Source organism: Nocardioides ginsengisoli (assembly GCF_039537225.1).
In the GTDB taxonomy this organism is placed as follows: Bacteria; Actinomycetota; Actinomycetes; order Propionibacteriales; family Nocardioidaceae; genus Nocardioides; species Nocardioides ginsengisoli.
This window is the reverse complement of sequence record NZ_BAABAC010000025.1, coordinates 125,659-143,389: the sequence shown is the minus strand read 5'-3', so window position 1 is coordinate 143,389 and position 17,731 is coordinate 125,659. Positions and strand designations below refer to the sequence as shown.

The 17,731-nt window shown below is 68.8% G+C and carries 26 protein-coding genes and 1 pseudogene; all 27 read left to right on the top strand.

Going from position 1 to position 17,731, the window contains the following annotated elements:
* Nucleotides 1–211 precede the first annotated feature (211 nt).
* A complete protein-coding gene (gene rpsJ / locus AB4880_RS15550) occupies nt 212–520 on the top strand; it encodes a 30S ribosomal protein S10 (protein WP_007078637.1) in 309 nt (102 codons plus the stop codon).
* Between the two features lie 10 nt (nt 521–530).
* A complete protein-coding gene (gene rplC, locus AB4880_RS15545; RefSeq protein WP_367920125.1) occupies nt 531–1,181 on the top strand; it encodes a 50S ribosomal protein L3 in 651 nt (216 codons plus the stop codon).
* 6 nt (nt 1,182–1,187) lie between these two features.
* Nucleotides 1,188–1,799: pseudogene (gene rplD, locus AB4880_RS15540) on the top strand (50S ribosomal protein L4); the annotation flags it as partial.
* Nucleotides 1,800–1,816: 17 nt separating this feature from the next.
* A complete protein-coding gene (gene rplW, locus AB4880_RS15535; RefSeq protein ID WP_367920123.1) occupies nt 1,817–2,122 on the top strand; it encodes a 50S ribosomal protein L23 in 306 nt (101 codons plus the stop codon).
* Nucleotides 2,123–2,146: 24 nt separating this feature from the next.
* Nucleotides 2,147–2,983 (top strand): 50S ribosomal protein L2, encoded by an 837-nt coding sequence (gene rplB, locus AB4880_RS15530; protein ID WP_367920122.1) that lies wholly within the window; start codon nt 2,147–2,149, stop codon nt 2,981–2,983.
* A gap of 12 nt (nt 2,984–2,995) precedes the next feature.
* Nucleotides 2,996–3,277: a 30S ribosomal protein S19 gene (gene rpsS, locus AB4880_RS15525; RefSeq protein ID WP_367920121.1), complete on the top strand. Its 282-nt coding sequence runs from the start codon at nt 2,996–2,998 to the stop codon at nt 3,275–3,277.
* Nucleotides 3,274–3,693, top strand: a complete 420-nt coding sequence (gene rplV, locus AB4880_RS15520) for a 50S ribosomal protein L22 (RefSeq protein ID WP_367920120.1) — start codon at nt 3,274–3,276, stop codon at nt 3,691–3,693. The genes rpsS and rplV overlap by 4 nt, the downstream gene beginning before the upstream one ends.
* Nucleotides 3,693–4,523 (top strand): 30S ribosomal protein S3, encoded by an 831-nt coding sequence (rpsC, locus tag AB4880_RS15515; RefSeq protein WP_367920119.1) that lies wholly within the window; start codon nt 3,693–3,695, stop codon nt 4,521–4,523. The genes rplV and rpsC overlap by 1 nt, the downstream gene beginning before the upstream one ends.
* A 3-nt stretch (nt 4,524–4,526) precedes the next feature.
* Entirely contained in the window at nt 4,527–4,946 is a 420-nt protein-coding gene (gene rplP / locus AB4880_RS15510) for a 50S ribosomal protein L16 (RefSeq protein ID WP_367920118.1), read from the top strand.
* On the top strand, nt 4,946–5,182 hold the full coding sequence (gene rpmC / locus AB4880_RS15505; protein ID WP_367920117.1) for a 50S ribosomal protein L29: 237 nt from the start codon (nt 4,946–4,948) through the stop codon (nt 5,180–5,182). The genes rplP and rpmC overlap by 1 nt, the downstream gene beginning before the upstream one ends.
* Complete coding sequence (gene rpsQ, locus AB4880_RS15500) at nt 5,182–5,457, top strand: 30S ribosomal protein S17 (protein ID WP_367920116.1); 276 nt, start codon at nt 5,182–5,184, stop codon at nt 5,455–5,457. Before rpmC ends, rpsQ begins: the two co-directional genes overlap by 1 nt.
* Nucleotides 5,458–5,534: 77 nt before the next feature.
* Nucleotides 5,535–5,903: a 50S ribosomal protein L14 gene (gene rplN / locus AB4880_RS15495; RefSeq protein ID WP_011757324.1), complete on the top strand. Its 369-nt coding sequence runs from the start codon at nt 5,535–5,537 to the stop codon at nt 5,901–5,903.
* Nucleotides 5,903–6,298: a 50S ribosomal protein L24 gene (rplX, locus tag AB4880_RS15490; protein ID WP_367920115.1), complete on the top strand. Its 396-nt coding sequence runs from the start codon at nt 5,903–5,905 to the stop codon at nt 6,296–6,298. The genes rplN and rplX overlap by 1 nt, the downstream gene beginning before the upstream one ends.
* Nucleotides 6,299–6,300: 2 nt before the next feature.
* Nucleotides 6,301–6,870 carry a 50S ribosomal protein L5 gene (gene rplE, locus AB4880_RS15485; protein ID WP_367920114.1) on the top strand — a complete coding sequence of 190 codons (570 nt, stop codon included), beginning with the start codon at nt 6,301–6,303 and terminating at the stop codon, nt 6,868–6,870.
* Nucleotide 6,871: 1 nt separating this feature from the next.
* Nucleotides 6,872–7,057 (top strand): type Z 30S ribosomal protein S14, encoded by a 186-nt coding sequence (locus AB4880_RS15480; protein WP_056151931.1) that lies wholly within the window; start codon nt 6,872–6,874, stop codon nt 7,055–7,057.
* Nucleotides 7,058–7,124: 67 nt separating this feature from the next.
* Nucleotides 7,125–7,529: a 30S ribosomal protein S8 gene (gene rpsH, locus AB4880_RS15475; protein WP_367920113.1), complete on the top strand. Its 405-nt coding sequence runs from the start codon at nt 7,125–7,127 to the stop codon at nt 7,527–7,529.
* 22 nt (nt 7,530–7,551) lie between these two features.
* A complete protein-coding gene (rplF, locus tag AB4880_RS15470; protein WP_367920112.1) occupies nt 7,552–8,091 on the top strand; it encodes a 50S ribosomal protein L6 in 540 nt (179 codons plus the stop codon).
* Nucleotides 8,092–8,093: 2 nt separating this feature from the next.
* The gene (gene rplR / locus AB4880_RS15465) at nt 8,094–8,477 is read left to right on the top strand and encodes a 50S ribosomal protein L18 (protein WP_367920111.1); all 384 of its coding nucleotides are present in this window, start codon (nt 8,094–8,096) and stop codon (nt 8,475–8,477) included.
* Between the two features lie 25 nt (nt 8,478–8,502).
* A complete protein-coding gene (rpsE, locus tag AB4880_RS15460; RefSeq protein ID WP_367920110.1) occupies nt 8,503–9,147 on the top strand; it encodes a 30S ribosomal protein S5 in 645 nt (214 codons plus the stop codon).
* Nucleotides 9,147–9,335, top strand: coding sequence for a 50S ribosomal protein L30 (gene rpmD, locus AB4880_RS15455; RefSeq protein WP_367920109.1), 189 nt, complete (start codon nt 9,147–9,149; stop codon nt 9,333–9,335). Before rpsE ends, rpmD begins: the two co-directional genes overlap by 1 nt.
* 2 nt (nt 9,336–9,337) lie before the next feature.
* Nucleotides 9,338–9,778, top strand: coding sequence for a 50S ribosomal protein L15 (rplO, locus tag AB4880_RS15450; protein WP_367920108.1), 441 nt, complete (start codon nt 9,338–9,340; stop codon nt 9,776–9,778).
* A gap of 211 nt (nt 9,779–9,989) precedes the next feature.
* Nucleotides 9,990–11,300 carry a preprotein translocase subunit SecY gene (secY, locus tag AB4880_RS15445; RefSeq protein WP_367920107.1) on the top strand — a complete coding sequence of 437 codons (1,311 nt, stop codon included), beginning with the start codon at nt 9,990–9,992 and terminating at the stop codon, nt 11,298–11,300.
* Nucleotides 11,297–11,872 (top strand): adenylate kinase, encoded by a 576-nt coding sequence (locus tag AB4880_RS15440; RefSeq protein ID WP_367920106.1) that lies wholly within the window; start codon nt 11,297–11,299, stop codon nt 11,870–11,872. The genes secY and AB4880_RS15440 overlap by 4 nt, the downstream gene beginning before the upstream one ends.
* Before the next feature lie 11 nt (nt 11,873–11,883).
* A complete protein-coding gene (map, locus tag AB4880_RS15435) occupies nt 11,884–12,708 on the top strand; it encodes a type I methionyl aminopeptidase (RefSeq protein WP_367920105.1) in 825 nt (274 codons plus the stop codon).
* An 83-nt stretch (nt 12,709–12,791) separates the two neighbouring features.
* Complete coding sequence (locus AB4880_RS15430) at nt 12,792–13,907, top strand: isochorismate synthase (protein ID WP_367920104.1); 1,116 nt, start codon at nt 12,792–12,794, stop codon at nt 13,905–13,907.
* 199 nt (nt 13,908–14,106) lie between these two features.
* The gene (locus AB4880_RS15425; protein WP_367920103.1) at nt 14,107–15,198 is read left to right on the top strand and encodes a TerC family protein; all 1,092 of its coding nucleotides are present in this window, start codon (nt 14,107–14,109) and stop codon (nt 15,196–15,198) included.
* 31 nt (nt 15,199–15,229) lie between these two features.
* Nucleotides 15,230–17,677, top strand: a complete 2,448-nt coding sequence (locus AB4880_RS15420) for an FHA domain-containing protein (RefSeq protein ID WP_367920102.1) — start codon at nt 15,230–15,232, stop codon at nt 17,675–17,677.
* Nucleotides 17,678–17,731: the final 54 nt, after the last annotated feature.

The following is a 17,731-nucleotide window of genomic DNA, read 5'->3' as shown; positions in this document are numbered from 1 at the left end:
AGCGTGCTCGGTAGTCGACGTAGATCGCACCGCGCGCCACCGGATCCCTCCCAGAGGGGCCCGGGGGTGAGACACGAGGAAGCCAAGAACAACAGCTCCGCTTCCCCTCCTGGGAGACGTGTGCGCCTGCAAGACAGAGCGACACGCCCGACCTCGGGGGTCGGAGCTGAAGGACCCAGAGTCGTACGACGAGTAAGGACGAGAGAGACCTATGGCGGGACAGAAGATCCGCATCAGGCTCAAGGCCTATGACCACGAGGTGATCGACACCTCGGCGCGCAAGATCGTGGACACGGTCACCCGCACGGGTGCGAAGGTCGCCGGCCCGGTGCCGCTGCCGACCGAGAAGAACGTCTTCTGTGTCATTCGCTCGCCGCACAAGTACAAGGACTCGCGCGAGCACTTCGAGATGCGCACGCACAAGCGTCTCATCGACATCATCGACCCCACGCCGAAGACGGTCGACAGCCTCATGCGTCTCGACCTGCCGGCCGGTGTCGACATCGAGATCAAGCTCTGAGGTTCGAGACATGACTATTGAGCGCAACGTCAAGGGCCTGCTGGGCACCAAGCTCGGCATGACCCAGCTGTGGGACGAGAACAACCGCGTGATCCCGGTGACCGTGGTCGCCGCGACCACCAACGTGGTCACCCAGGTCCGCCAGCCCGAGCCGGACGGCTACAACGCCATCCAGATCGGCTACGGCGAGATCGAGGGCCGCAAGGTCAACAAGCCGCAGGCGGGTCACTTCGCCAAGGCCGGCACGACCCCGCGCCGCCACGTGGTGGAGATCCGCACCGCGGACGCCGCCGAGTACACCGTCGGCCAGGAGCTGCCCGTCGACACGTTCGAGGCCGGCACGGTCATCGACGTCACCGGCACCAGCAAGGGCAAGGGCTTCGCCGGTGTCATGAAGCGTCACGGCTTCGCCGGCGTGAGCGCCTCCCACGGTGCCCACCGCAACCACCGCAAGCCGGGCTCGATCGGCGCGTGCGCCACCCCCGGTCGCGTGTTCAAGGGTCTGCGGATGGCCGGCCGGATGGGTACCGACACCGTCACCACCCAGAACGTCACCGTCCACGCCGTGGACGTCGAGAAGGGCATCGTGCTGATCAAGGGCGCCGTTCCCGGCCCCCGCGGCGGCCTCGTCGTTCTCCGCACGGCTGCGAAGAAGGGCTGATCACCGATGAATGATGCTGCCAAGACCGTTTCCGTGATCTCTGTCAACTTGCCCGCCGAGATCTTCGACGTCGAGGTCAACGTCCCGCTGATCCACCAGGTCGTCGTCGCCCAGCAGGCGGCCGCGCGCCAGGGCACCCACGCGACCAAGCGTCGCGGCGAGGTCCGCGGTGGTGGCAAGAAGCCGTACAAGCAGAAGGGCACCGGCCGGGCTCGCCAGGGCTCGACCCGTGCGCCGCAGTTCGCCGGCGGTGGCGTCGTCCACGGCCCGCAGCCGCGTGACTACAGCCAGCGCACCCCCAAGAAGATGAAGGCCGCCGCCCTGCGTGGCGCCCTGTCCGACCGGGCGCGCAACGAGCGGATCCACGTCGTCGAGGGGCTCGTCTCCGGCGACAAGCCGTCGACCAAGGCCGCGCTCGCCTCGCTCTTCGAGCTGACCACCCGCCGCAAGTTCCTCGTCGTGCTCGAGCGTGCCGACAGCCTCACCTGGCTCTCGCTGCGCAACGCGCCCGAGGTCCACATCGTGGCGGTCGACCAGCTCAACACCCGCGACGTCCTCGTGAGCGACGACGTGGTGTTCAGCAAGGCCGCGTTCGACCGCCTCGTCGGTGGCAACGCCGAGGAGGAGAAGAACTGATGAGCACCCTGCACAAGGACCACCGCGACGTCCTGATCGCGCCCGTGGTGTCGGAGAAGAGCTACAGCCTTCTCGACAACAACAAGTACACGTTCCTTGTGGCGCCCGACGCCAACAAGACCGAGATCAAGATCGCGGTCGAGAAGGTCTTCGGCGTCAAGGTCACCTCGGTCAACACCCTCAACCGCCCGGGCAAGGTCCGCCGGACCAAGCACGGCATCGGCAAGCGCAAGGACACCAAGCGCGCCATCGTGAGCCTGGCCGAGGGTCACCGCATCGACATCTTCGGAGGTCCGGTCTCCTGACCGGGCTAGGTAGAGGAATCTGACATGGCTATCCGTAAGTACAAGCCGACCACCCCGGGCCGTCGTGGCTCCTCGGTGGCCGACTTCGCCGAGATCACCCGCACCACGCCGGAGAAGTCGCTGACCCGTCCGCTGCCCAAGAAGGGCGGCCGCAACAACCAGGGTCGGATCACCACCCGGCACCACGGTGGCGGTCACAAGCGGGCCTACCGCATCATCGACTTCCGTCGCTACGACAAGGACGGCGTGCCGGCCAAGGTCGCGCACATCGAGTACGACCCCAACCGCACCGCGCGCATCGCGCTGCTGCACTACGCCGACGGCGAGAAGCGCTACATCGTGGCGCCGAAGGACCTGACGCAGGGCATGCGGGTCGAGTCGGGCGTGGGCGCTGACATCAAGCCGGGCAACAACCTGCCGCTGCGCAACATCCCCGTCGGTACGACGATCCACTGCGTGGAGCTTCGTCCCGGTGGCGGCGCCAAGCTGGCCCGCTCGGCCGGCAACAGCGCGCAGCTGGTCGCCCGTGAGGGCTCCCGCGCCACGCTGCGTCTGCCCTCGGGCGAGATGCGCTACGTCGACGTGCGCTGCCGCGCCACCGTCGGCGAGGTGGGCAACGCCGAGCAGTCGAACATCAACTGGGGCAAGGCCGGCCGCATGCGCTGGAAGGGCAAGCGCCCGACCGTCCGTGGTGTCGTCATGAACCCGGTCGACCACCCGCACGGTGGTGGTGAGGGCAAGACGTCCGGTGGACGTCACCCCGTGTCGCCGTGGGGCAAGCCCGAGGGCCGTACGCGCAAGCGCAAGGCCAGCGACTCCCAGATCATCCGACGCCGCAAGTCCGGCAAGAACAAGCGCTGAAGGAACTGAGAGATGCCTCGCAGCCTGAAGAAGGGCCCCTTCGTCGACGGCCACCTTCTCAAGAAGGTCGACGCCGAGAACGACAAGGGCACCCACAACGTCATCAAGACCTGGTCGCGCCGGTCCATGATCATCCCCTCGATGATCGGCCACACGATCGCGGTCCACGACGGTCGCAAGCACGTCCCGGTCTTCGTGTCCGACTCGATGGTCGGCCACAAGCTCGGTGAGTTCGCGCCGACGCGCACCTACCGCGGCCACGTCAAGGAAGACCGGAAGGGACGTCGTCGATGAGCACCACTGAGCGCAACCGCGTCAGCGCGCGCCGCGAGTCGCTGCTGGGCGACGAGCCCGGCGCGTTCGCGACCGCCCGCTTCGTGCGGATCACCCCGATGAAGGCGCGCCGCGTCATCGACCTGGTTCGCGGCCTGCCCGCGGACGAGGCGCTGACGCTGCTGCAGTTCGCCCCGCAGGCGGCGGCCGTCACGATCCACAAGGTGCTGCAGAGCGCCGTCGCCAACGCCACGACCACCGAGGGCCTCGCCACCGGTGACCTGGTCGTGTCCGTGGCGCGGGTCGACGAGGGTCCGACGATGAAGCGCTGGCGTCCCCGTGCGCAGGGCCGGGCCACCCGGATCAACAAGCGCACGAGCCACATCACCATCGCGGTCCAGCCGGCTGAGGTCGTCGCGAAGAAGGGCAAGAAGTAATGGGTCAGAAGATCAACCCGAACGGCTTCCGCCTCGGCATCTCCACCGACCACAAGTCGCGTTGGTACGCCGACAAGCTGTACAAGGCCTACGTCGGCGAGGACGTCGCGATCCGCAAGCTGCTCAGCAAGGGCATGGAGCGGGCCGGCATCGCCAAGGTCGAGATCGAGCGCACCCGTGACCGGGTCCGCGTCGACATCCACACCGCGCGTCCGGGCATCGTCATCGGTCGCCGTGGCGCCGAGGCCGACCGGATCCGTGGCGAGCTCGAGAAGCTCACCGGCAAGCAGGTCCAGCTGAACATCCTCGAGGTCAAGAACCCCGAGATCGACGCGCAGCTGGTCGCCCAGGGTGTCGCCGAGCAGCTGTCGGGCCGCGTGCAGTTCCGCCGCGCGATGCGCAAGGCCATGCAGACCTCGATGCGTTCCGGTGCCAAGGGCATCCGGATCCAGTGCTCGGGCCGCCTCAACGGCGCCGAGATGTCGCGCACCGAGTTCTACCGCGAGGGCCGCGTTCCGCTGCACACGCTGCGTGCCGACATCGACTACGGCTTCTACGAGGCCCGTACGACCTTCGGCCGCATCGGCGTGAAGGTCTGGATCTACAAGGGTGAGGTCGCCGGCACCCGTGCCGAGCGCCAGGCCCAGGCCGCTGCCCGCGCCGGTGTCCCCGGCCGCGGTGGCCGCCCCACCCGTGGTGGCGACCGTCCGACCCGTGGGTCGCGCGGCGACCGCCCGAACCGCTCGGACCGCAACGCCGACGCCCCCGCCTCGGCGGAGGCCGTCGAGGCTGCGCCGGCCGCCGAGCCGACCACCGGAACGGAGTCCTGACCCATGTTGATGCCGCGTCGCGTCAAGCACCGCAAGCAGCACCACCCGAAGCGTTCGGGTGCTGCCAAGGGCGGTACGTCGCTCGCGTTCGGTGACTTCGGTATCCAGGCGGTCGAGGGTGCGTACGTCACCAACCGTCAGATCGAGTCCGCTCGTATCGCGATGACCCGCCACATCAAGCGTGGCGGAAAGGTCTGGATCAACATCTACCCGGACCGCCCCCTCACCAAGAAGCCCGCCGAGACCCGCATGGGTTCCGGTAAGGGTTCCCCCGAGTGGTGGGTCGCCAACGTCAAGCCCGGCCGTGTCATGTTCGAGCTTTCCGGAGTGCCGGAGGACATCGCCCGCGAGGCGATGCGCCGCGCGATCCACAAGCTGCCCATGAAGGCCCGATTCATCACGCGAGAGGCTGGTGAGTTCTGATGGCGAACGTCATCCGCGCCCACGAGCTGGACGAGCTCAACGCTGTCGACCTCGAGGCCAAGCTGCGCGAGGCCAAGGAGGAGCTGTTCAACCTGCGCTTCCAGGCGGCCACCGGCCAGCTGGAGAGCCACGGTCGGCTCCGCACGGTCAAGAAGGACATCGCCCGGATCTACACCGTGGTGCGTGAGCGCGAGCTCGGCATCCGGACCGCCCCGGGTACCGAGGAGGAGAACTGATGAGCGAGTCTGCCGAGACCACTCAGCGCAACGCCCGCAAGACCCGCGAGGGTCTCGTGGTCAGCGACAAGATGGACAAGACCGTGGTCGTGTCCGTCGAGGACCGTGTCAAGCACGCTCTGTACGGCAAGGTCATGCGTCGCAACACGCGGCTCAAGGCCCACGACGAGCAGAACGAGTGCGGCGTCGGTGACCGCGTCCTCATCATGGAGACCCGCCCGCTGTCTGCCACCAAGCGCTGGCGCGTGGTGGAGATCCTCGAGCGCGCCAAGTAATTCCCGTTCGGCCAGGCTCAGGCCGCCCCTCACCGGGGTGAAGGTCTGAGAACCGGCACGACAACCAGGAGAAATCGATGATTCAGCAGGAGTCGCGACTCAAGGTCGCCGACAACACCGGTGCCAAGGAGATCCTTTGCATCCGGGTGCTCGGCGGCTCCGGTCGTCGCTACGCCGGCATCGGCGACGTCATCGTCGCCACCGTCAAGGACGCCATCCCCGGCGGCAACGTCAAGAAGGGTGACGTCGTCAAGGCGGTCGTCGTGCGCACCGTCAAGGAGCGGCGTCGTCCCGACGGCTCGTACATCCGCTTCGACGAGAACGCCGCGGTGATCCTCAAGAACGACGGCGAGCCCCGTGGTACCCGCATCTTCGGCCCCGTCGGCCGTGAGCTGCGGGAGAAGAAGTTCATGAAGATCATCTCGCTCGCGCCGGAGGTGCTGTGATGGCTACCCGCAAGAAGTCCGAGCAGGAGCGTAAGAAGCCCAACCTGCGCGTCAAGAAGGGCGACACCGTCAAGGTCATCGCCGGCAAGGACAAGGGCGCCGAGGGCAAGATCATCAAGGTCCTCCGTGAGGAGGAGCGCGTGATCGTCGAGGGTGTCAACCGCATCAAGAAGCACACCAAGGTCGTCGACCAGGGTGGGCGTGCGGGCAACACCGGCGGCATCATCACCACCGAGGCCCCGATCCACGTGTCCAACGTGATGCTGGTCGAGGGCGACGGCGTGACCAAGGTCGGCTACAAGCGAGTCGACGTCACCAAGCGGCGCCCCGACGGCTCCGAGTACAGCTCGACGCGCAGCGTGCGCATCTCCCGCAAGACCGGGAAGGAGATCTGAGGATGACCGAGTCCACCATCGAGAAGGTCACCCCTCGACTCAAGACCAAGTACCGCGAGGAGATCCTCCCGGCGCTCAAGAACGAGTTCGAGATCGCCAACGTCATGCAGGTCCCCGGTCTGGTGAAGATCGTGGTCAACATGGGCGTCGGCGAGGCTGCCCGCGACTCGAAGCTGATCGAGGGTGCCGTCCGCGACCTGACCGCGATCACCGGCCAGAAGCCGGCCGTGACCAAGGCCCGCAAGTCGATCGCGCAGTTCAAGCTGCGTGAGGGCATGCCGATCGGCACGCACGTCACGCTGCGCGGCGACCGCATGTGGGAGTTCCTCGACCGGCTGCTGTCGCTCGCGCTTCCCCGTATCCGTGACTTCCGGGGCCTCTCGCCCAAGCAGTTCGACGGCCGCGGCAACTACACCTTCGGTCTGACCGAGCAGGTCATGTTCCACGAGATCGACCAGGACAAGGTCGACCGCCAGCGGGGCATGGACATCACCATCGTCACCACGGCGACCAACGACGAGCAGGGGCGCGCGCTGCTGAAGCAGCTCGGCTTCCCGTTCAAGGAGAACTGACATGGCGAAGACTGCGCTCAAGGTCAAGGCCGCTCGCAAGCCCAAGTTCGCGGTGCGCGGCTACACCCGCTGCCAGCGCTGCGGCCGCCCCAAGTCCGTCTACCGCAAGTTCGGCCTGTGCCGGATCTGCCTGCGGGAGATGGCCCACCGCGGTGAGCTGCCCGGCGTCACCAAGTCGAGCTGGTAACCCCAACCCGTAGAAGGTCGCTCCGCCGTCGTGCGGCGCGAAACCACTTCGAGAAAGAACACACATCATGACGATGACTGACCCGATCGCAGACATGCTCACGCGTCTGCGCAACGCCAACCAGGCGTACCACGACGCGGTGATCATGCCGTACAGCAAGCTCAAGGAAGGCGTCGCGGAGATCCTCAAGCAGGAGGGCTACATCACCTCCTACGCGGTCTCCGACAACGAGAACGGCGTCGGCAAGCTGCTGACCGTCACTCTCAAGTACGGCCGCAACCGCGAGCGCTCGCTGGCCGGCGTCCGCCGCATCAGCAAGCCCGGTCTGCGCGTGTACGCCAAGCACACCGGTCTGCCCAAGGTCCTCGGCGGCCTCGGCATCGCGATCATCTCGACCAGCCAGGGTCTGCTGACCGACCGCCAGGCCAACCAGAAGGGCGTGGGTGGGGAAGTCCTCGCCTACGTCTGGTGACAAGGGAAGGAGAGAGAAGAACATGTCGCGCATCGGCAAGCTCCCCGTCCCGGTCCCCGCGGGCGTCGACGTTCAGATCAACGGCGCCGACGTCACGGTGAAGGGCCCCAAGGGCACCCTGACCCACACCGTCGTCGCTCCGATCACCGTCGAGCAGGGCGAGGGCGTCCTCGAGGTCAAGCGCCCCGACGACGAGCGGCTCTCGAAGGCCTACCACGGCCTGAGCCGCACGCTCATCAACAACATGGTCGTCGGTGTCACCGAGGGCTACGAGAAGAAGCTCGAGATCGTGGGCGTCGGCTACCGCGTCCTGTCCAAGGGCCCGACCCAGCTGGAGTTCCAGCTCGGCTACTCGCACCCGATCATCTTCGACGCTCCCGAGGGCATCACCTTCACGGTGGACGGCCCGACCAAGCTGGGCGTCGTCGGCATCGACAAGCAGCTGGTCGGCGAGGTCGCCGCCAACATCCGCAAGCTCCGCAAGCCCGAGCCGTACAAGGGCAAGGGCGTCCGGTACTCCGGCGAGCACGTCCGTCGCAAGGTCGGAAAGGCTGGTAAGTGACCATGGCGATCACCCTCAAGCACCAGCGGAACCTCTCGGCTCGCGCCAGCTCCAAGCTGCGCCGCCAGATCCGCGGTCGCAAGAAGATCTCCGGCACCGCCGCGCGTCCGCGCCTGGTGGTCACCCGGTCGAGCAAGCACATCACCGCGCAGGTCGTCGACGACCTGGTCGGCAAGACCCTGGCCTCCGCCTCGACCCTCGAGGGCGACCTGCGCGCCTTCGACGGCGACAAGAGCGCCAAGGCCAAGAAGGTCGGCGAGCTCGTCGCCGCCCGCGCCAAGGCGCAGGGTGTGGAGACGGTCGTCTTCGACCGGGCCGGCAACAAGTATCACGGTCGCATCGCGGCCCTGGCAGATGGCGCCCGCGAGGGCGGCCTGACCTTCTGACCGCGAACAGGACTGAGGAGACATCATGAGCGGACCCCAGCGCGGACAGCGTTCGGGCGGCGACCGTGGCGGCCGTGGTGGCCGTGACGGCGGCCGTGGCGGTGCCGACAAGAACCAGTACGTCGAGCGCGTCGTCGCGATCAACCGCGTCGCCAAGGTCGTGAAGGGTGGTCGTCGCTTCAGCTTCACCGCCCTCGTGATCGTGGGCGACGGCGACGGTCTGGTCGGCGTCGGCTACGGCAAGGCCAAGGAAGTTCCCGCGGCGATCGCCAAGGGCGTCGAGGAGGCGAAGAAGAACTTCTTCCGCGTTCCCCGCGTCCAGGGCACGATCCCGCACCCGGTCCAGGGTGAGAAGGCGGCCGGCGTGGTGTTCCTGCGCCCCGCCGCCCCCGGTACCGGTGTCATCGCCGGTGGTCCGGTGCGCGCCGTCCTGGAGTGCGCCGGCATCCACGACGTCCTCAGCAAGTCGCTGGGCTCGTCGAACCAGATCAACATCGTGCACGCGACCGTCGAGGCGCTCCGGATGCTGGAGCAGCCCGAGTCGGTGGCCGCGCGTCGTGGTCTGCCGGTCGAGCACGTCGCTCCGGCGGCGCTGCTGAAGGCCAAGGCCGAGGGCGAGGCCGCTGCGGCCGCCGCCAAGTCGGCTGCGTCCGAGGCGGTGACCGTCTGATGGCACAGCTGAAGGTTCAGCAGACCAAGTCGAAGATCGGCGCCAAGGCCAACCAGCGCGAGACGCTGCGCAGCCTCGGTCTCAAGCGGATCGGCGACGTCGTGATCAAGGAGGACCGTCCCGAGATCCGGGGCATGGTCCACACCGTTCGTCACCTGGTGACGTTCGAGGTCGTCGGAGGCGAGTGACAATGACGCTCAAGCTGCACCACCTGCGCCCCGCGCCGGGTGCGAAGACCGCCAAGACCCGCGTGGGTCGTGGTGAGGGCTCCAAGGGCAAGACCGCCGGTCGTGGTACGAAGGGCACCAAGGCCCGCTACCAGGTCCCGGTCGCGTTCGAGGGTGGCCAGATGCCGCTGCACATGCGGCTCCCGAAGCTCAAGGGCTTCAAGAACCCGTTCAAGGTGACCTTCCAGGTCGTCAACCTCGACAAGATCAGCGCGCTGTACCCCGAGGGTGGCGACGTCACCCCGGAGACGCTGATCGCCAAGGGCGCGGTCCGCAAGGGCCACCCGGTCAAGGTGCTCGGCACGGGTGACCTCACGGTCAAGGTCGCGGTGAGCGCGGACGCGTTCTCGGCCTCGGCCAAGGAGAAGATCGAGAGCGCCGGCGGGACCATCACGGTCCTGTGAGGCGCGAGCGAGGGGCGCGGTGTTCTGGCATGGTCCAGATCACCGCGCCCCTCGCGCATATCGCCCCCGTCGCAGCACGGATGCAACACCCTGCCTGTTAGGCTTCCCGCGGCCGCCAGGTCGACCGATCGATTACCGGCTGACCCCAGTGGGGGTCCACGGGGGCGAAGCCCCCGTGTGAGCGGCAGCCAGGAGTAGAAAGAGGACCCGAGTGCTCAGCGCGTTCGTGAACGCCTTCCGGACCCCGGACCTGCGGCGCAAGCTGCTGTTCGTCCTGGTGATCATCGTGATCTTCCGGGCCGGCTCGCAGATCCCCGCCCCCGGTGTCAACGTCTCCAACGTCCAGTTCTGCATCGGCGAGGCGCAGAAGGGCTCCAACGCGAGTCTCTACAGCCTGGTCAACCTCTTCTCCGGCGGCGCCCTGCTGCAGCTGACGATCTTCGCGCTCGGCATCATGCCGTACATCACCGCGAGCATCATCCTGCAGCTGCTGGTCGTGGTGATCCCGCGGCTCGAGGCCCTCAAGCAGGAGGGCCAGTCGGGTCAGACCAAGATCACCCAGTACACCCGTTACCTGACGCTCGGCCTCGCCGTCCTCCAGGCCACCGGCATCGTCGCGCTCGCGCGCACCCGGAACCTGTTGCAGGGCTGTGATCGCGACCTGCTGCACAGCAACGGCACCGAGACCTTCCTGGTCATGGTCGTCACCATGACCGCCGGCACAGCCGTCATCATGTGGCTCGGTGAGCTCATCACCGAGCGCGGTGTCGGCAACGGCATGTCGATCCTGATCTTCACCCAGGTGGTGGCGACCTTCCCGGCGTCGCTGTGGCGGGTCAAGATCACCCAGGGCTGGTGGACCTTCGCGCTGGTCATCGTGATCGGCATGGTCCTGGTCGCCGCGGTCATCTTCATCGAGCAGGCACAGCGCCGGATCCCGGTGCAGTACGCGCGCCGCATGGTCGGGCGCAAGATGTTCGGCGGCAGCTCGACGTACATCCCGCTCAAGGTCAACCAGGCCGGCATCATCCCGGTCATCTTCGCCAGCTCGCTGCTCTACCTGCCGGCGATGGCTGTCCAGTTCAACCAGAACTCCGACAAGCCCAACCAGGTCATCAACTGGCTCAACGAGTACCTGGTCAACCAGCGCCACCCGGTGCACATGGCGGCCTACGTGCTGCTCATCATCTTCTTCACCTACTTCTACGTGTCGATCACCTTCAACCCGCAAGAGGTGTCCGACAACATGAAGAAGTACGGCGGCTTCATCCCCGGGATCCGGGCGGGCAAGCCGACCCAGGACTACCTGTCCTACGTCCTGTCCCGCATCACGCTGCCGGGCGCTCTCTACCTTGCGCTGATCTCGCTCGTTCCGCTCATCGCGTTCGTGCTGATCAACGCCGACACGAACTTCCCGTTCGGCGGCACCTCCATCCTGATCATGGTGGGCGTCGCGCTCGACACGGTGAAGCAGATCGAGAGCCAGCTCCAGCAGCGCAACTACGAAGGATTCCTGCGTTGAGGCTTCTGATCATGGGCCCGCCGGGCGCCGGCAAGGGCACCCAGGCGAAGGCCGTCGCCGACCACTTCAGTGTTCCGGCGATCTCGACCGGCGACATCTTCCGGGCCAATGTCAGCGGCGGCACGCCGCTGGGCATCGAGGCCAAGAAGTACATGGACGCCGGCGAGTACGTCCCCGACGAGGTCACCAACAACATGGTGCGCAGCCGGATCGCCGAGTCGGACGCCGAGAAGGGCTTCCTGCTCGACGGCTACCCGCGCACGCTGGCCCAGGTCACCGAGCTCGACGCCATGGTCGACGCCACCGGTCACCGCATCGACGCGGTCCTGGTGCTCACCGTCGACCAGGAGGCCGTGGTCGAGCGCCTGCTCAAGCGGGCCGAGATCGACGGTCGCGCCGACGACACCGAGGACGTCATCCGACGCCGCCTCGAGGTCTACGCCGAGGAGACCGAGCCGCTGATCGAGGTCTACGCCGCGCGCAACCTGGTCGTCGAGGTCGACGGCATGGGCGAGATTGCCGACGTCCAGCAGCGGATCTTCGAGGCGCTCGACGTCGTCCCCCAGAGCTGAATCTCCTGAGCTTGTTCCACCAGCACCGGATCGAGATCAAGAGCCCTGAGCAGGTCCGCGCGATGCGCGTGGCCGGCCTGGTGGTGGCGCGCACGCTCGCGAGCCTGCGCGCCGCCTGCCGGCCCGGGATCAGCACCGGCGAGCTCGACCGGCTCGCCGAGCAGAGCATCCGTGAGCAGGGCGGCGTCCCGTCCTTCCTCGGCTACGGCGTGCCGCCCTTCCCGGCGAGCATCTGCGCCTCGGTCAACGACCAGGTCGTGCACGGCGTCCCCGGCGCCCAGGTGCTCGCCGAGGGCGACGTCATCTCCATCGACTGCGGCGCCATCGTCGACGGCTGGCACGGCGACGCGGCGATCACCGTCGCGATCGGCGAGGTCCGCCCCGACGTCGCCGAGCTGATGCGCGTGACCGAGGAGTCGCTGTGGCGCGGCCTGGCCGCCGCCCGCATCGGCGGCCGCGTGGGCGACATCTCCCACGCGGTCGAGAGCCACGTCCGCGCCGCCGGCGACTACGGCATCGTCGACGGCTACACCGGCCACGGCATCGGCACCTCGATGCACATGGAGCCCGACGTCCCCAACGAGGGCCGGCCCGGGCGCGGCCCGCGGCTCAAGCGCGGCATCGCGCTCGCCGTCGAGCCGATGATCACCCTCGGCAGCCCCGACACCGACGTCGCCGCCGACGAGTGGACCGTCGTCACCTCCGACGGCAGCTGGGCCGCGCACTACGAGCACACCTTCGCCCTGACCGATGCGGGCGTGTGGGTGCTGACCGCCGAGGACGGCGGCCGCGCGCAGCTCGAGGCCCTCGGCGTCCCCTACGGCGGCGACGACTGAGCTGGAGGGCCGAGCGGGTCGCTCGCGATGACCGGCCCGGGTGCGGCACTCCTGCCCCTGGGGCGAGCACTAGGCTGATGTCCATGGCCAGGGACCCGATCACGCCGGCTGCGCTCGCGGCGCGGCCCCTGCTCTTCGCCTCCGGCGAGGAGGCCTACGTGGCGAGCGCGGTACGCCGCACCTGGCACACGCCCGACGGCGCCGACCCGGTGTGGGCCGACGAGGTCGTGGCCGAGCTCGAGCCGGGGGAGCGGGCGATGTGCGCGCTGTCCTTCGCCGCCGGCGCGCCCGGCCTGGCCCACGTCGTGACCGGGTCCGAGCACGCTCTGCAGCGGCCCGAGACCGACGCGAGCGTCGAGCGGACCTACCAGGTCACCGAGTTCCCCACCCCCGACGAGTACGCCGGCATGGTCGAGGCCGCGCTCGCCAAGATCGCGAGCGGCCACCTGCACAAGGTGGTGCTGGGCCGCTGCCTCGACGTCGTGAGCACGCCGCCGCTGGTGCCGACCGAGATCATCGACCGGCTGCTGACCACCCGCCCGGGCCGCTACGTGTTCAGCGTGCCGCTGGGCGACGAGCCGATCCTGGTCGGCGCGAGCCCCGAGCTGCTGGTGCGGCGCGAGGGCCTGCAGATCTCGTGCACCCCGCTCGCCGGCTCCGTGCCGCGCTCGAGCGACCCCGACGAGGACGCTCGCCGCGCGGAGGGCCTGCGCCAGTCGGCCAAGGACCTCGCCGAGCACGCCTTCGTCGTCGAGGCGATCGTGCACGCGCTCAAGGAGGTGTGCGTCGAGATCGAGTACCCCGCCACCCCCGAGCTGCTCTCGACCGACACCGTCTGGCACCTCGCCACCCCGATCCGGGCCCGGCTCGCCGACGGCATCGACGGGCCGAGCGCGCTGCGCCTGGCCCAGCTGCTGCACCCGACGCCGGCCGTGGGCGGGGTGCCGACGGCGGCGGCGAACGCCGTCATCGCCGACCTCGAGGGCGACCTGCGCGACTGGTTCGCCGGCTGCGTCGGCTGGGTCGACGGCCGCGGCGACGGCGAGTTCGCGGTCACCATCCGCGCCGCCGTGATGGACGGTCCGCGGCTGCGGCTCTTCGCCGGCGCGGGCATCGTGGCAGGCTCCGACCCGGCGTCCGAGGTCCGTGAGACGGGCGCCAAGCTCGCCACCATGGCGCGGGTCACCGGCCTGCCCTGAGCGGCTGATTGGACCCGGCCCTTCCGGGCGTGCAAGGATCGAAGTCCCAGGGGGGAGTATTCCTTCGCTGCGGGATCGTCATCACGAGTCGACGTCGCCGTCACTCCGGTCCCGTAGGCTGCAAGACGGTGTGAGCCGGCAGCGGAAGAGACCTCGGGCGATCTGACCGACGCTCAAACCCCTGGAAGGGGACCTGTCCATGGACGTGACCACCCTGGAATGGACGATCACCATCGCGGTGACCGTCGGCGTACTGCTCTTCGACGTCTTCGTCATCGCGCGCGACCCGCACGAGCCCACGATGAAGGAGTGCGCGATCGCGCTCACCTTCTACGTCGGCGCGGCGCTCGCCTTCGGTGCGTTCATCCTGATCCACCACGGCCACGACTTCGGCATCGAGTTCTACACCGGCTGGCTGACCGAGTACTCGCTGTCGATCGACAACCTCTTCGTCTTCATCATCTTGATGTCGGCGCTCAAGGTGCCCCGCAAGTACCAGCAGGAGGCGCTGCTCGTCGGCATCGTGCTGGCGCTCGTCTTCCGCGGCATCTTCATCGCGCTCGGCTACGCGCTGATCGAGAACTTCAGCTGGGTCTTCTACCTCTTCGGCGCCTTCCTGGTCTACACCGCCGTCAAGCTGGTCACGTCCTACGGCAGCCACGACGACGAGCACCCCGAGGACAACGCGGTCGTCGCCTTCGCGCGCCGCCGGATGCGGGTGGGGGAGGCCTACCACGGCCTCAAGCTCTGGTACGTCGTGGCGCAGCCCGAGGGGAGCGAAGCGACCGACTCGAACAACGGCACCCGCTTCGTCTCGCCCATCCTCATCGTGATCATCGCGCTCGGTGTCACCGACATCCTGTTCGCGCTCGACTCGATCCCGGCGATCTTCGGCATCACCCAGGAGCCGTACATCGTCTTCACCGCCAACGTCTTCGCGCTGATGGGCCTGCGCCAGCTCTACTTCCTGCTCGGCGGGCTGCTGCAGAAGCTGGTCTACCTCTCGCTCGGCCTGGCGTTCATCCTCGCCTTCATCGGCGTCAAGCTGGTCCTGCACGCGCTGCACGAGAACGAGCTGCCGTTCATCAACGGCGGCCACCCGGTGCACGGCGCGCCCGACATCTCGTCGCTGTTCAGCCTGGGCGTCATCATCGTGACGCTCGTGGTCACGGCGAGCGCGAGCCTGTGGCGCTCCTCGCGCGAGGGCAGCGACGACCACGTCCCCGACCACGCGGTCGCGCCGCGCGACGCCGTCGACGTCGACGACACCTCTGGTCCCGACTGGCGGTAACAGGCGGCCCCGATGTCCTAGGGTGTCGGACGTGGACCGACTCCAGGTGCAGTGGGCCGGGCACTCCCGGACGTTCGACGGTCCGCGGGTCGTGATCGGGCGCGAGCTCGACTGCGACGTCCCCGTCAGCGACGCGCGTGCCTCGCGGCACCATGCCTTCCTCCAGATCGAGGACGGCCGCTGGGTCGTCGTCGACGCGAGCACCAATGGCACCTTCGTCGCCGGTGAGCGGATCACCCGGCTGGTTCTCGGACCGACCCCGGTCAGCCTCCACCTGGGTGGCCCGGTCGGCGAGCCGGTCGTGGTGAGCGTCGCGGTCGCCGCGGGGCCGGGGAGCATGCCGCCGGGGCCACCGACCGGAGTGTCCCGGCCGGTCCCGCAGTCGCAGCAGCAGTCCCAGCCGATGCAGCCGGTGCAGTCGCCCGGCGGCGAGTTCTGGCGCAACCTGCCGCCCCCGCAGGTGCCGGCCGCCGGCGGGCCGGTCGACGCCTGGCGCCCGGTCGGCGTGCTGCCGCCGGGGCAGCTGCCGCACGGCCACTCGATCGTGCTGCCGCAGCAGCTCCAGGCCGGCCGGTCGCTCACCATCGGCCGCGAGCACAGCAACGACATCGTCCTCGACGACGCCCTGGTCAGCCGCCGGCACGCCCGGCTCGACCCGCCGACGCCCACGTCCCTGGCGGTGCTGCACGACCTCGGCTCGTTCAACGGCACCTTCGTCAACGGCCGGCGCGTCGACGGCGCCGTCCAGCTGGCGGTGGGCTCCGAGGTCATCTTCGGCAACCAGACCTTCCGCTGGGACGGCCACCAGCTCATCGCCTCGGCGACCGCCCACGAGTTCACGCTGTACGCCGACGGGCTGACGCAGGTCGTCGCCGGCGGCAAGCGGCTGATCGAGAACATCTCGTTCAAGCTCGACCCGCGCAGCCTCACCGCCGTCATCGGCCCGTCCGGCGCCGGCAAGTCGACCCTGCTCGGCGCGCTGACCGGGCTCAAGCCGGCCAGTCACGGCCGGGTGATCTGGCAGGGCCACGACCTCTACCAGCACTACGACCAGCTCCGGTTCCAGATCGGCCTGGTGCCGCAGCAGGACATCCTGCACCCGCAGCTGAAGGTCAAGCAGGGCCTGCGCTTCGCCGCCGAGCTCCGCCTGCCGCCCGACACCACGGCCCAGGAGTGGGACGCCCGGGTCAACCACGTCGCCCACCAGCTCCAGCTGGTCGAGCGGATGGACAACCGGATCGGCACCCAGCTCTCCGGCGGCCAGCGCAAGCGGGTCTCGATCGCGACCGAGCTGCTCACCGCGCCGCCGCTGCTCTTCCTCGACGAGCCGACCTCCGGCCTCGACCCGGGCCTCGACCTCGAGGTGATGCGCCAGCTGCGCAGCCTCGCCGACGACGGCCGCGTGGTCATGGTGGTCACCCACTCGGTGCTCGCGCTCGACGTCTGCGACAACGTGCTGGTGCTCGCCCCCGGCGGCCGGATCGCCTACTTCGGGCCGCCCGACGGCGTCCTCACGCACTTCGGCAAGACCAACTACCCCGAGGTCTTCGACCTGCTCGACGACCCGGACCTGTGGCAGCGGATCCCGGTCCCGCAGCATGCGGTCGACACCTCCGCCATCGCCCAGCAGTCGTACGGCGGCGCCGTCCCCGCTCCGCCGCGCCAGTCGGTCTCGCGCCAGCTCTCCACGTTGGTCAAGCGCAACCTGGCCGTCGTCCTCTCCGACCGGCTGCTGCTCGGGATGCTGATCCTGCTGCCGCTGATCCTCGGCGGCCTGAGTCGCCTGGTCGGCGGCGACGGCGGCCTCTCGCTCGACACCGCCTTCGCCCACGGCGACTCGGCCAAGGAGGCGCAGCAGCGGCTCACCGTGCTCATCGTCGCGGCCTGCCTGATGGGCACCGCGCTGGCGATCCGGGAGCTGGTGGGGGAGCGGCCGATCTTCCAACGCGAGTACGCCGTCGGCCTGTCGCCCGGCGTCTACTTCACCAGCAAGGTGCTGGTGCTCGGCGTCGCGGCCTTCGTGCAGGGCCTGGTCGTGACCTTCATCGCCACCGTCGGGCTGCCCGGCGCCGACGGCACCCTCGGCACCCTGCGGGTGGCGCTGGCGATCGCCGGCCTGTCGTTCACCATGGCCGTCATCGGCCTGGCGCTCTCGGCCGTCGTCACCAGCACCGAGCAGACCATGCCCGCCCTGGTCGGCATCGTGATGCTCCAGCTGGTGCTCTCCGGTGCGCTGCTCGAGGTCGCCGGCCGGCCGATCCTGGAGCAGATCGCCTGGCTCTCGCCGTCCCGCTGGGGCTACGCGGGCTCGGCGTCGGCGATGGACCTGCTGCGTCGTACGGCGGGCACCGACGAGGAGGACTGGATCGCCCTCGGCGGCGGCGCCCACTACCTGATGGACCTGTTCGCGATGGGCGTGCTGTGCGTCGCGGCGTACGGCCTCGGGCTGCTGCTGGTCCGCCGCAGCGCCACCGACTGAGCCAGCTCGCGTCGCGCCCCGGGAATGCCGGGGCCCGCGGGCGCCTTGGAACCG